13 protein-coding genes and 1 pseudogene are annotated in these 12,644 nt (G+C 71.4%); all 14 read right to left on the bottom strand.

The annotated features are described in order from the left end of the window. Positions 1–48: 48 nt before the first annotated feature. The 14 genes and pseudogenes from HCJ93_RS02525 to pgsA all read right to left on the bottom strand — a co-directional run bounded on the left by HCJ93_RS02525 (position 49) and on the right by pgsA (position 12,543). Complete coding sequence (locus tag HCJ93_RS02525) at positions 49–588, bottom strand: adenine phosphoribosyltransferase (RefSeq protein WP_167990657.1); 540 nt, start codon at positions 586–588, stop codon at positions 49–51. After that, positions 585–1,697: a protein translocase subunit SecF gene (gene secF, locus HCJ93_RS02520; protein ID WP_167990655.1), complete on the bottom strand. Its 1,113-nt coding sequence runs from the start codon at positions 1,695–1,697 to the stop codon at positions 585–587. The genes HCJ93_RS02525 and secF overlap by 4 nt, the downstream gene beginning before the upstream one ends. A 3-nt stretch (positions 1,698–1,700) precedes the next feature. Further along, complete coding sequence (gene secD, locus HCJ93_RS02515) at positions 1,701–3,458, bottom strand: protein translocase subunit SecD (protein ID WP_167990653.1); 1,758 nt, start codon at positions 3,456–3,458, stop codon at positions 1,701–1,703. Between the two features lie 134 nt (positions 3,459–3,592). Beyond that, entirely contained in the window at positions 3,593–4,069 is a 477-nt protein-coding gene (gene yajC / locus HCJ93_RS02510) for a preprotein translocase subunit YajC (RefSeq protein ID WP_167990651.1), read from the bottom strand. 165 nt (positions 4,070–4,234) lie between these two features. Further along, positions 4,235–5,305: a Holliday junction branch migration DNA helicase RuvB gene (ruvB, locus tag HCJ93_RS02505; RefSeq protein WP_167990649.1), complete on the bottom strand. Its 1,071-nt coding sequence runs from the start codon at positions 5,303–5,305 to the stop codon at positions 4,235–4,237. Positions 5,306–5,330: 25 nt separating this feature from the next. Further along, complete coding sequence (gene ruvA, locus HCJ93_RS02500; protein WP_167990647.1) at positions 5,331–5,936, bottom strand: Holliday junction branch migration protein RuvA; 606 nt, start codon at positions 5,934–5,936, stop codon at positions 5,331–5,333. Continuing rightward, positions 5,933–6,463, bottom strand: a complete 531-nt coding sequence (gene ruvC / locus HCJ93_RS02495; protein WP_167990834.1) for a crossover junction endodeoxyribonuclease RuvC — start codon at positions 6,461–6,463, stop codon at positions 5,933–5,935. The genes ruvA and ruvC overlap by 4 nt, the downstream gene beginning before the upstream one ends. Positions 6,464–6,580: 117 nt before the next feature. After that, positions 6,581–7,333, bottom strand: a complete 753-nt coding sequence (locus HCJ93_RS02490; RefSeq protein WP_167990645.1) for a YebC/PmpR family DNA-binding transcriptional regulator — start codon at positions 7,331–7,333, stop codon at positions 6,581–6,583. Between the two features lie 47 nt (positions 7,334–7,380). Beyond that, positions 7,381–7,986 carry a pyridoxal 5'-phosphate synthase glutaminase subunit PdxT gene (pdxT, locus tag HCJ93_RS02485; protein WP_167990643.1) on the bottom strand — a complete coding sequence of 202 codons (606 nt, stop codon included), beginning with the start codon at positions 7,984–7,986 and terminating at the stop codon, positions 7,381–7,383. A 7-nt stretch (positions 7,987–7,993) separates the two neighbouring features. Then, a complete protein-coding gene (pdxS, locus tag HCJ93_RS02480) occupies positions 7,994–8,905 on the bottom strand; it encodes a pyridoxal 5'-phosphate synthase lyase subunit PdxS (RefSeq protein WP_167990641.1) in 912 nt (303 codons plus the stop codon). A gap of 208 nt (positions 8,906–9,113) precedes the next feature. Further along, entirely contained in the window at positions 9,114–9,656 is a 543-nt protein-coding gene (locus HCJ93_RS02475; protein WP_167990639.1) for a LemA family protein, read from the bottom strand. A 97-nt stretch (positions 9,657–9,753) separates the two neighbouring features. After that, on the bottom strand, positions 9,754–10,917 hold the full coding sequence (locus tag HCJ93_RS02470) for a glycosyltransferase family 4 protein (RefSeq protein WP_167990638.1): 1,164 nt from the start codon (positions 10,915–10,917) through the stop codon (positions 9,754–9,756). Further along, entirely contained in the window at positions 10,914–11,822 is a 909-nt protein-coding gene (locus HCJ93_RS02465) for a phosphatidylinositol mannoside acyltransferase (RefSeq protein WP_167990636.1), read from the bottom strand. Before HCJ93_RS02465 ends, HCJ93_RS02470 begins: the two co-directional genes overlap by 4 nt. Then, positions 11,819–12,543: pseudogene (gene pgsA / locus HCJ93_RS02460) on the bottom strand (phosphatidylinositol phosphate synthase). Before pgsA ends, HCJ93_RS02465 begins: the two are co-directional and overlap by 4 nt. Positions 12,544–12,644: the final 101 nt, after the last annotated feature.

Below are 12,644 nucleotides of genomic sequence, written 5' to 3'. Positions count from 1 at the left end.
GCGGGGCGGGCGGCGGGGGCACCGTCGGTGGCAGCGGACCGCTGGGCCTCACAGGCGCAGCAGGGCCTCCAGGGGGGCGCCCGCGAGGGCGGGCTCCAGGCGTTCCCGGCCGCCGAGGAAGCCGAGCTCCATCAGGACGGCCAGGCCCGCGACCTCGGCGCCGGCCCGGCGGACGAGCTGGACGGACGCCTCGGCGGTGCCGCCGGTGGCCAGCACGTCGTCGACGATCAGGACCCGGTCGTCGCCTCCCAGGTCCTCCGCGTGCACCTCGATCTCGGCGGAGCCGTACTCCAGCTCGTAGGCCTGGCTGAGGGTGGCTCCGGGGAGCTTGCCCGCCTTGCGCACGGGCACGAAGCCGAGGCCCGCGCGGACGGCCACCGGGGCGCCCAGGATGAAGCCGCGCGCCTCCAGGCCGATGACCTTGGTGGCGCCGGTCTGACCGGCGATGCCGGCCAGCTCGTCGGTGAGCGCGGTGAAGGCCGCCGGGTCCGCCAGCAGGGGCGTGATGTCCTTGAACATCACCCCCGGCTGCGGGTAGTCGGCCACGTCACGGATGCGGCTGAGCAGCAGATCCCGGATCTCGGTCATCGGCGCTTCCCCGAGGGACGGCCGCGGCCGCGGCTGCGGGACGCGGGCTGGTTGCGGGGGCCGACCACCGCGGGAGCGGCGTCCTGCGTCCCGCCTCCGAGGCCGCCGCTGCCGACGGGCTCGGGCTCCGGCGCGGACTTGCCCTGTGCCCGCTTGGCGAGCACCCGCTTCTTCAGCGCCTTCATCGCGGGGTCGCGTTCCTTGAGGTCGGCGACGAGCGGGGTGGCGATGAAGATCGAGGAGTACGCACCGGCGGCGAGGCCGACGAACAGCGACAGGGAGATGTCGTTCAGCATGCCGGCGCCCAGGACGCCGCCGCCGATGAACAGCAGTCCGGCGACCGGCAGCAGCGCGACCACCGTGGTGTTGATGGAGCGGACCAGGGTGCTGTTGATCGAGCGGTTGGCGATCTCGCTGTAGGTCCAGCGGGTCTGCTTGGTGATGTCCTTGGTCTGCTCCTTGAGGCTGTCGAAGACGACGACCGTGTCGTAGAGCGAGTAACCGAGGATGGTGAGCAGACCGATCACCGTGCCCGGGGTGACCTCGAAGCCCACCAGGGCGTAGACGCCGACGGTGATGGTGATGTCGTGGATCAGGGCGACGAACGCGGCGAACGCCATGCGCCATTCGAAGGCGATCGCCAGATAGATCACCACGAGGACCAGGAAGATGCCCAGGCCCTGCCAGGCCTTGTTGGCGATCTGCTCGCCCCAGCTGGGACCGACGAGTTCGGCGTTGATCTGCTCGGACTCGACCTTCAGGTCCTCCGACAGCTGCTCCTTGATGGTGTCCGAGGCCTTGGTGTCGATGCCCGCGACCTGGATGCGCAGGCTGCCGTCACCCAGCTTCTGGACGATGGCGTCGTGGCCCGACGCCTCCTCCGCGTACTCCTCCGCCTGGGCGACGGAGACGCTCATGTTCTTCGGGGTGCTGAAGACCGCTCCGCCCTGGAACTCGATGCCCATGTGCAGGCCGCGCACCGCCAGGCCGACGATGGCCGTGATGGTGATCAGGATGGAGATGCCGTACCAGATCTTGCGGTTCTTGACGAAGTCGTAGCCGACCTCGCCATGGTGCAACCGGGCGCCGAGGGTGCCGAGTTTCGACATCGCTCACGCCTCCTTCGTCTCGACGGGACCGGCGGGGCGGCGGGTGCGGCGCAGCGGGGGCTTGGCGCCGAGCGCCTTGGGGTCGAGGCCCGACCACTTGTGGCCGCTCGCGAAGAACTTCCGGCGGGCCATCAGCGTCAGCAGCGGCTTGGTGAACAGGAAGACCACCACCACGTCGAGGAGGGTGGTCAGGCCCAGCGTGAACGCGAAGCCCTGGACCTTGCCGACGGTGACGGCGAAGAGCACCGCGGCGGCGAGGAACGACACGAAGTCGGAGACCAGGATGGTGCGCCGGGCGCGCGGCCAGGCCCGCTCCACCGAGGGGCGCAGCGAGCGGCCCTCGCGGATCTCGTCCCGGACGCGTTCGAAGTAGACGATGAACGAGTCCGCGGTGATGCCGATGGCGACGATGGCACCGCAGACGGCCGGGAGGTTCAGCGCGAAGCCGATGGCCGGGCCGAGCAGCGACATGATCAGGTACGTGAGGGCCGCGGAGACCAGCAGCGAGGCGATCGCGATGAACGACAGGCCCCGGTAGTAGATCAGCAGGTAGGCGACGACCAGGGCGAGACCGATGGCACCGGCGATCAGACCGGCCCGCAGCTGCTCACCGCCGAGCGCGGCGGTGACGGTGGTGACGCTGTCCTCCTTGAAGGTCAGCGGCAGGGCGCCGTAGGAGAGGACGTTGGCCAGGTTCTTGGCCGATTCCTGCGTGAAGTTGCCGGAGATCTCGGCGTTGCTGCTCAGCGACTGGGTCACGTACGGGTTGGAGACCACGTTGCCGTCCAGAACGATGGCGAACTCGTTCTGCGGGGACTGCTGCTGGGCCAGCTTGCCGGTGATGCTCGCGAACTTCTTGGAGCCCTTGTCCGTGAAGCCGAGGGTGACCTTCCAGCCGGTGCCGGCCTGGGTGTCGTAGACCGCCTGGGCGTCGTCGACGTCGGTGCCGTCGACCTCGGCCGGGCCGAGCAGGTACTTCTGCCACTGGCCCTGCGAGTCCTGACCGCAGGCGACGGTGGCCTCGTCGGGCTTGGCGCCCTTGCCCGCCGTGGTCCGCTGGTCGGGCTTGGTGCAGTCGAGGGCGGCGTACTCGGCCTGCAGCTTGCTGTTCTGCGGGTCGGACGCGTCGCCCTTGCCGCCCCCGTCCCCGTCACCGGATCCCTTGGACTCGGAGGCCTTCGGGGACGGGCTCGCGTCGGCCTTGAGGCCGTCGGTGACCGCGCGTCCCTGAGAGGTGGCCGAGGGGCTGGGCGAGCTGCTCTCGTCCTTCTTCCCGTCCTTCTCCTTCGTGTCCTCCGCCTTGCCGGAGCCGGCCGAAGGACTCGAGGAAGCCTCGGGGGTGGGAGCGGCACCGCCCGCCTCCCGGGCGATCACCGGGCGGAAGTACAGCTTGGCCGTGGTGCCGACCTGTTCCCGGGCCTGCTTGGAGTTGGTGCCCTTGGGAATGTTGACGATGATGTTGCGATCGCCCTGGGTCTGGACCTCGGCCTCCGAGACGCCAAGACCGTTGACCCGGCGCTCCATGATGGAGACGGCCGTGTCCATGTTGGTCTTGTTGATCGCGGACTCCTGGCCCGCCTCGGGTTCCGCACGCAGCGTGATGCTGGTGCCGCCCGCCAGGTCGATGCCCAGTCGCGGGGTGGTCTGGCCGGAGGCGAACATTCCCGCGGTGAGCCCCACGATGGCGATCAGGATCAGGGCCAGTGAGCGCCATGGCTTGCTCTGGGCGCCCGCATTCCGGCCCTTCTTAGGTGCTGCCACCTTCTCGTACTCCCTCTCGGGCCGCCTCGCACCGGGTCGGCGGGCGGGCGGCCATGACATGGTCTAGGGATTCCGTGCGAGCTGGGCACATCGCGGGGCGCGCGGGGCCCTGCCCCGCGCGCCCCGCGACATGACTACTTCGCCTCGGAGTCGCCCTCGGACTTCTTCGGCTTCTCGTCCGTCTCCGCCTCGGCGGCGTCGTCGGCCTGGTCCTTCTTGCCGAGGTCGACGGGCGTGTCGTCGGAGGCGGCGGCAGCGTCGGAGGAGTCGTCGGTCTCGGTGAGGGAGGAGGCGTCGTCGGGCACGAGGTCGGACTTCAGGTCGTGCTCGATGCCGTGGACGATGCGGTTGTACTCGTCGTCGCTGAGCACGGCACCGATGGCGTTCTTGGCGAAGAGCAGCTCGACGCCCGGTCCGGCGTCGAGGAGGACCGTGTCCTCATTGACCTCCTTGACCGTGGCGTACATGCCCCCGATGGTGCGGACGCCGGAACCGGGCTGCATCTGGTTCCGCATCTCGATGGCCTGCTGTTGCTTCTTCTTGGCCGACCGGGTCATCAGGAACATGGCCCCGATGAGCACAATGAACGGGAGGAGGGTCAGGAGACTCACGGGTCGGAACTTCCTTCACACGACCGCGATGGTGAACGGCCTGATGGTTGGGGGTATGTGATGCCGCCGACAACGGTGGCATCGGCGGAGTCTAAGCGAGTCCGCGCGCATGGAACAACGCTCAGCATGGCACCGGGGTTCCTGCCCCGGCCACCATGCACGCCGTCACGCCCCGAACAGGTCCCCTTGTCCGTTTCCTGGGGCCTGTGAGCGCGGCGGGGTGAGGCCGAGATGCGCCCATGCCGCCGGGGTGGCGACCCGGCCGCGGGGCGTGCGCGCGAGCAGCCCTTCCCGGACCAGGAAGGGCTCGGCCACCTCCTCCACCGTCTCACGTTCCTCGCCGACCGCGACGGCGAGCGTGGACAGGCCCACCGGTCCCCCGCCGAACAGCTTCAGCAGGGCCTCCAGGACGGCCCGGTCGAGCCGGTCCAGGCCGCGGGCGTCGACCTCGTAGACGGCGAGGGCCGCCGATGCGATCTCCCGGGTGATCCTGCCGTCGGCCTTGACCTGTGCGTAGTCGCGGACGCGGCGCAGCAGGCGGTTGGCGATGCGCGGGGTGCCGCGGGAGCGGCCGGCGATCTCGGCGGCGCCGTCGGCGTCGATCTCGACGTCCAGCAGGCTCGCCGACCGGTGGATGACCCGCTCCAGCTCGGCGGGCTCGTAGAACTCCATGTGCGCGGTGAAGCCGAAGCGGTCGCGCAGCGGCGGCGGCAGCAGCCCGGCGCGGGTGGTGGCGCCGACCAGGGTGAAGGGGGGCAGCTCCAGCGGGATCGCGGTGGCGCCGGGGCCCTTGCCGACGATCACGTCGACCCGGAAGTCCTCCATGGCCATGTAGAGCATCTCCTCGGCGGGCCGGGACATGCGGTGGATCTCGTCGAGGAAGAGCACCTCTCCCTCCTGGAGGGAGGAGAGGATCGCGGCGAGGTCGCCCGCGTGCTGGATGGCCGGGCCGCTGGTGATGCGGATGGGGGCGTTCATCTCGGCCGCGATGATCATGGAGAGGGTGGTCTTGCCGAGGCCGGGGGCGCCGGAGAGCAGCACATGGTCGGCGGTGGCGCCGCGGGCGCGGGCGGCGCGCAGCACCAGGTCGAGTTGTTCGCGGACCTTCTCCTGGCCGATGAACTCGCCCAGGTCCTTGGGGCGCAGGGCGGCCTCGACGGCCTGGTCCTCGCGGTCGGCGGACGCGCCGACGAGCCGCTCGGCGGCGGGGGTGTCGGCCGTGTCGTCCCAGTTCATGCGTGTGCCTCAGCTCTCCGTACGGCTATCGGGCGCGGTTCAGCGTCTGCAGGGCGGCCTTGAGCAGCGCGCCGATCTGGGGCGGGCCCCCGGCGGCCTCGGCCTGCGGTGCCACGGCGGCGACCGCCTCGTCGGCCTCGCGGGTGGCGTAGCCGAGGCCGATCAGGGCGGCGTGCAGCTGGTCCCGCCAGCCGCTGCCCGCGGGGGCGCCCACGGCGGGCGGTCCCGCCGGTTCGCCGAGCCGGTCCTTCAGCTCGAGCAGCAGCTTCTGGGCGCCCTTCTTGCCGATGCCGGGGACGGCGGTGAGCGCCTTCTCGTCGCCGGTGGCGACGGCGCGCCGCAGAGCGTCGGGGCTGTGCACGGCGAGCATCGACTGGGCGAGCCGCGGTCCGACGCCGCTGGCGGTCTGGAGCAGCTCGAACACCTGCCGCTCGTCCTCGTCGGCGAAGCCGTACAGCGTCAGGGAGTCCTCGCGGACGACGAGGCTGGTGTGCAGTTTCGCGGGCCGGCCGACGCGCAGCTCGCTGAGCGTGGTCGGGGTGCACTGGACGGCCATGCCGACGCCGCCCACCTCGACCACCGCGGCGTCGGGGGCGAGCGCGGCGACCGTGCCGCTGACGAAGGCGATCATCTCCTACGGCCTTTCGATGCGTGCAGGGCGGCGGCCTGCTGGAGTCGGTTCTGCGCGGGGGCGCGCCAGATGTGGCAGATGGCGAGGGCGAGCGCGTCGGCGGCGTCGGCGGGCCGGGGCGGGGCGCTGAGCCGCAGCAGCCGGGTGACCATGGCGCCGACCTGTGCCTTCTCCGCGCGGCCGCTGCCGGTGACGGCGGCCTTGACCTCGCTGGGGGTGTGCAGGGCGACGGGGATGCCGCGGCGGGCGGCGCACAGCGTGGCGACGGCGCTGGCCTGGGCGGTGCCCATGACCGTGCGGACGTTGTGCTGGCTGAAGACGCGCTCCACGGCGACGTACTCCGGCCGGTACTCGTCCAGCCATTCCTCCAGGCCCTGCTCGACGGCGACCAGGCGGTGGCCCAGCTCGGCGTCCACCGGGGTGCGCACGACGCCGACGCCCAGCATGGTCAGAGGGCGGCCCGCCACCCCCTCGACGACCCCGACGCCGCACCGGGTCAGTCCCGGGTCCACCCCCAGTACGCGCACCAGCGCCCTCCCATCGATCACCTGTTTGTGCAGGCTATCGGGTGCCACCGACAACGCGACGGGCCGACGGGGTGTGTCCCGTCGGCCCGTCGGGTCCGCTTCGCCGGCGGCGCGGCGTCAGGCGCCGACCTTCTCCATGATCTCGTCGCTGACGTCGAAGTTGGCGAAGACGTTCTGCACGTCGTCGCTGTCCTCCAGCGCGTCGATGAGCTTGAAGATCTTCTTCGCGCCCTCCTCGTCCAGCTGGACCTGCATGGTCGGGACGAAGTTGGCGTCGGCGGACTCGTAGTCGATGCCGGCGTCCTGCAGCGCGGTGCGGACCGCGACCAGGTCGCCCGGCTCGCTGATCACCTCGAAGTTCTCGCCGAGGTCGTTGACCTCCTCGGCGCCCGCGTCCAGGACGGCGGCGAGGACGTCGTCCTCGGTCAGGTCGCCCTTGGGGACGATCACCACGCCCTTGCGGTTGAACAGGTACGACACCGAGCCCGGGTCGGCCATGGAGCCGCCGTTGCGGGTCATGGCGACGCGCACCTCGGAGGCGGCGCGGTTGCGGTTGTCGGTGAGGCACTCGATGAGCACCGCGACACCGTTCGGCCCGTAGCCCTCGTACATGATCGTCTCGTAGTCGGCGCCGCCGGCCTCCAGGCCCGCACCGCGCTTGACCGCCGATTCGATGTTCTTGTTGGGGACCGACGACTTCTTGGCCTTCTGGATGGCGTCGTACAGCGTCGGGTTACCGTCGGGATCGGCACCGCCCATCCGGGCCGCGACCTCGATGTTCTTGATCAGCTTCGCGAAGAGCTTGCCGCGCTTGGCATCGATCACGGCCTTCTTGTGCTTCGTCGTGGCCCATTTAGAGTGGCCGGACATCTGCCTGTCTCCTTCGCGTAACCCAGCTCTGCAACAACGCTGGAATCCTACAAGGACCGGGCCGTCGTCCATGTGCGCACCATGTCCACGAACAGGCGGTGCACCCGGTGGTCGCCGGTCAGTTCCGGGTGGAACGAGGTGGCCAGCGCGTTGTTCTGGCGGACCGCGACGATGTGACCGCCGTGCTCGGCGAGCACCTCGGCCCCGGCGCCGACGGACTCGACCCAGGGGGCGCGGATGAAGACGCCCTCCACGGGATCGCCCTCGATGCCCTTGACGTCGACCGCGGCCTCGAAGGACTCGTTCTGCCGTCCGAAGGCGTTGCGGCGCACGATCATGTCGATGCCGCCGACGGTCTCCTGCCCGGAGCGCGGGTCGAGGATCTTGTCGGCGAGCATGATCATGCCGGCGCAGGTGCCGTAGACGGGCATCCCGTCCCGCACCCGCGCCCGCAGGGGCTCCATCACACCGAACAGACGGGCGAGCTTGGAGATGGTGGTGGACTCACCGCCGGGGATGACCAGGCCGTCCACCTCGGCGAGCTCCTCGGGGCGCCGCACCGGCCTGGCCACGGCGTCGGCCGCGGCCAGGGCGACAAGGTGCTCCCGGACGTCGCCCTGGAGTGCCAGGACGCCGATGACAGGGGTGTTCATACGTGCCTTACCAGCCGCGGTTGGCGTAACGCTCGGTCTCGGGGAGGGTGTCGCAGTTGATGCCGACCATGGCCTCGCCGAGGTTGCGGGACGCGTCCGCGATGATCTTCGGGTCGTCGTAGAAGGTGGTCGCCTTGACGATGGCGGCGGCGCGCTTGGCCGGGTCGCCGGACTTGAAGATGCCGGAGCCGACGAAGACGCCCTCGGCGCCGAGCTGGCGCATCAGCGCCGCGTCGGCCGGGGTGGCCACACCCCCGGCGGAGAACAGCACGACCGGGAGCTTGCCCAGCTCGGCGACCTCCTTGACCAGCTCGTAGGGTGCGCGCAGCTCCTTGGCGGCGGCGTACAGCTCGTGGTTGTCCAGGCCGCGCAGGCGGGCGATGTCGTTCTTGATCTGGCGCAGGTGGCGGACCGCCTCGACGACGTTGCCGGTGCCGGCCTCGCCCTTGGAGCGGATCATCGCGGCGCCCTCGGCGATGCGGCGCAGGGCCTCGCCCAGGTTGGTGGCACCGCAGACGAAGGGGGTGGTGAAGGCCCACTTGTCGGAGTGGTTGACCTCGTCGGCCGGGGTGAGGACCTCGGACTCGTCGATGTAGTCGACGCCGAGCGACTGCAGCACCTGGGCCTCGACGAAGTGGCCGATGCGGGACTTGGCCATCACCGGGATGGAGACGGCGTTCATGATGCCCTCGATCATGTCCGGGTCGGACATGCGGGCCACTCCGCCGTCCTTGCGGATGTCGGCCGGGACCCGCTCCAGGGCCATCACGGCGACGGCGCCGGCGTCCTCGGCGATCTTGGCCTGCTCCGGCGTGACGACGTCCATGATCACGCCGCCCTTGAGCTGCTCGGCCATGCCGCGCTTCACACGGGCGGTGCCGGTCTCGGGACCCTGGTTCTCGGAGAGCGTGCTGGACACGAAAGACCTCACTGAAGGGGAAGGAGGGTTGTTTCCGGCACTGAGGAAACGGGACCCGACCAGTCCACAGCAAGGGCCAATGGGAAGCCGGTGGATCGTTTTGGCATCCAGGGACGCGCCGGCGTCGCCCGGATCACGTCGCCGTGGGACCGTCTGCGGACGCGGGCGAACGGGGCCAGGCGGGGCGGGACGAGGGCCGCGGGCGGGCTCAGGCGGCGCGGTCTATGAGGGCCGCGGGGGGTTCGTCGTCCATCTCGAAGGCCATGGGGAACGGGGCGTGGCCGGCCAGCCGGAACCAGCGGACCTTGCGGTGTCTGCGCAGGGCGCGGGCGGCGCGTACGGCGTCGTTGTGGAAGCGGCGGGCCATGGGGACCCGGCGGACCGCCTCGGCGAGCTCCAGCGCCGTCTCCTCTCCCCCGGGCGCGTCCTTCACCGCCTCCATCTGCTCCCGGTCGGCGAACACGGCGCGCAGCGCCTGGCTCAGCTCGCTCTCGGCGACCTCGCGCTGCTCCTCGACCGCCTGCCGGGCCGCGTGGGCCGCCTCGTAGAGCACGATCGAGGCGGCCGGGTCGAGCACCCCGGAGGTGGCCAGCTCCTGGGCCACCGACGCCCGGCGCAGCAGCTGGGCGTCGAGTGCGGCGCGCGCGGCGTCGATCCGTGCGTGCAGCCGGTCCAGCCGCCCCGCCGTCCAGCTCAGGTAGACGCCGATCAGGACGAGGACGACGAGGATCCAGATGAGGGTTGCGGTCACGGGCGGCAAGGTTACCGGGGAGGCCCGGCGGCCCGAGGGCCCCGGGCGGTCCCGGGCCCGGGCAGGCTCGCGACCGGTCCCGGGCCGGCCCGGAGGTTCAGTCCCTGGCGAGTCCGAAGCGGGACCACAGGCCGGTGGTGCGGTCGTCGGCGGCCACGGCGGCGGCTCCGGCGGTGACGGTCTCGTAGACCGAGAGGATGTCCGCGCCGACGGTGGACCAGTCGAAGCGGCGGACGTGCACGCTGCCGCGCTCGCGCAGCTCGGCGCGGCGCTCGGGGTTCCCCAGGAGCTCCAGCGCCTTGCCGGCGAGGGCGTCGGCGTCCTCGTTCGGGAACAGCTCCCCGGCCGCGCCCCGGTCGAGGACCTGGGCGAAGGCGTCCAGGTCGGAGGCGAGGACGGGGGCGCCCGCGGACATGGCCTCGACGAGGATGATGCCGAAGCTCTCGCCGCCGGTGTTGGGCGCCACGTACAGGTCGACGCTGCGCAGCAGCCGGGCCTTGTCCTCGTCGCTGATCATGCCCAGGAACTCGACCCGGGGGCGGAGTTCCCTCGGCAGGCCCTCGACGGCCTCCTTCTCGTCGCCCCGGCCCGCGACCAGCAGCCGCGTCTGCGGGCGGGCGGCGAGGATCCTCGGCAGGGCCTTCATCAGCACCGGCAGGCCCTTGCGGGGCTCGTCGATCCGGCCGATGAAGCCGATGGTGTCGCCCTGCCACTCGGGGTTGGGGTCGGCCTTGGCGAAGAAGTCGACGTCGACGCCGTTGGGGATGACCACGGCGTCGCCGCCGAGGTGCTCGACCAGCGTGCGGCGAGCGTACTCGCTCACCGCGATCCGGGCGCTGATCTTCTCCAGCGCCGCCTGCAGGATGGCGTACGCGGCGATCATCGCGCGGGAGCGCGGGTTGGACGTGTGGAAGGTGGCCACGATGGGCCCCTGGGCGGCCCAGCAGGTCAGCAGGCCGAGCGAGGGCGAGGTGGGCTCGTGGATGTGGATGACGTCGAAGGAGCCCTGCTGCAGCCACCGCCGCACCCGCGCGGCGCTGAGGAAGCCGAAGTTCAGGCGGGCCACCGAGCCGTTGTACGGCACCGGCACCGCGCGCCCGGCGGAGACCACGTAGGGCGGCAGCGGGGTGTCGTCGTCGGCCGGGGCGAGCACCGAGACGTCGTGGCCGAGGCGGATGAAGTACTCGGCCAGGTCGCGGATGTGGAACTGTACGCCCCCGGGCACGTCCCAGGAGTAGGGGCAGACGATGCCGATTCTCACGTCCGCCCCTTCGCGGGATCGAGGTCCTCGAGCCACAAGCGCTGCAGCATGTGCCAGTCCTCCGGATGCTCGGCGATCCCCGTGGCGAAGGCGTCTGCCAGGGCCTGTGTCATGACGGACGTCTTTTCCGCCCGCGTACCTGACTCGGGGACCCCGACCGGCGGGTGGACCCGCCCGTGCATCACCGGGGAGTCGCCGTACCAGAGCGTGACCGGCAGCAGCAGGGCGCCGGTCTGCTGGGCGAGCAGGGCGGGCCCTGCGGGCATCCGCGCGGTCTCGCCGAAGAACTCGACCTCGACGCCGGAGGCGGACAGGTCCCGGTCGGCGACCAGGCAGACCAGACCGCCGTCGCGCAGCCGCCGGGCCAGGGTGCCGAAGGCGCTGCCGCCGCTGTGCGGCAGCACCTCCATGCCGAGGCTCTCGCGGTAGGCGACGAACCGGTCGTAGAGCGTCTCCGGCTTCAGCCGCTCGGCGACCGTGGTGAACGGGATGCCCAGCTGGGTGGTGACCCAGGCGCCGGCCAGGTCCCAGTTGGCGAGGTGCGGCAGGGCGAGTACCACGCCCTTTCCGCGGGCCAGGCCGTCGGTGAGGTGGTGCACGTCCTTGGGGTCGAAGGCGCTCTTGATGCGCTCCGGGCTCCAGGCGGGCAGCCGGAAGGACTCCATCCAGTAGCGCAGGTAGGACCGCATCCCGGCGCGGGAGAGCTCGGCGAGCCGTTCGGGGCTCGCGTCCGGCACCACCCGGGCGTAGTTGCTCTCCAGCCGCTGCACGCCCTTGCCGCGCTGCTTCCAGGCGAGATCGGCGATGGTCCGCCCCAGCCGCACGGCGACCGGCTCGGGAAGCTTCTTCACCGTGGCCCAGCCGGCCCCGTAGAGGGCGTCGGTGAGCCGTTCCTGGGCGCTCACTTGGCGGCCTCGCTCCCCTCGGCCTCGGTGCGCCCGGCGTCCGCGGCCTCCGCCTCGGCGGACTCGCGGCGCACGGTGACCACCCGCTGGATCAGCGTGATCAGGCTGCCCACGGCGACGATCCACAGGGCGACGGGCAGCAGGTGCTGGATGCCGGGAACGCCGAACTTGTGCATGCCCGCGAAACCGGCCGCGACCAGCGAGATCACCAGCCGTTCGGCCCGCTCGACCAGCCCGTTGACGGCGACCGGCAGCCCGATCGACTCGCCGCGCGCCTTGGTGTACGACACCACCTGGCCGCTGGCCAGGCAGAAGATCGCCACCGCGCACAGCATGTCGTCGTCGCCCTGTCCGGCGTACCAGAGGGCGAAGCCGCCGAAGATCGCTCCGTCGGCCACCCGGTCGAGGGTGGAGTCGAGGAAGGCGCCCCAGCGGCTGGAGCGGCCCAGCTGGCGGGCCATGTTGCCGTCGACGAGGTCGGAGAACACGAACAGCGTGATCACCACCGTGCCCCAGAAGAACTCGCCCCTGGGGTAGAAGACCAGCGCGCCCGCGACCACGCCCGCGGTGCCGATGAGCGTGACCGTGTCGGGGCTGACCCCCCGCCGGATGAGAAACGCGGCGAACGGCGTGAGGACACGCGTGAAGAATGCACGCGCGTACTTGTTCAGCATGGCCTTCCCGACGGTCGGTGTGGCGCCGTGTGACCCCTGCTGGCCACCGGCGGGGCCCAATCGTAGTCACGCGGGCCCCCGCGCGGCGCCGGGGCACCCGCACCGCCCGGAACCCGTCCCGGGGCGAGCCGCCCCGGACCGCTCGCGT

Source organism: Streptomyces composti, from assembly GCF_012034205.1.
GTDB lineage: Bacteria > Actinomycetota > Actinomycetes > Streptomycetales > Streptomycetaceae > Streptomyces > Streptomyces composti.
This window is presented reverse-complemented; position numbering and strand designations above follow the sequence as displayed.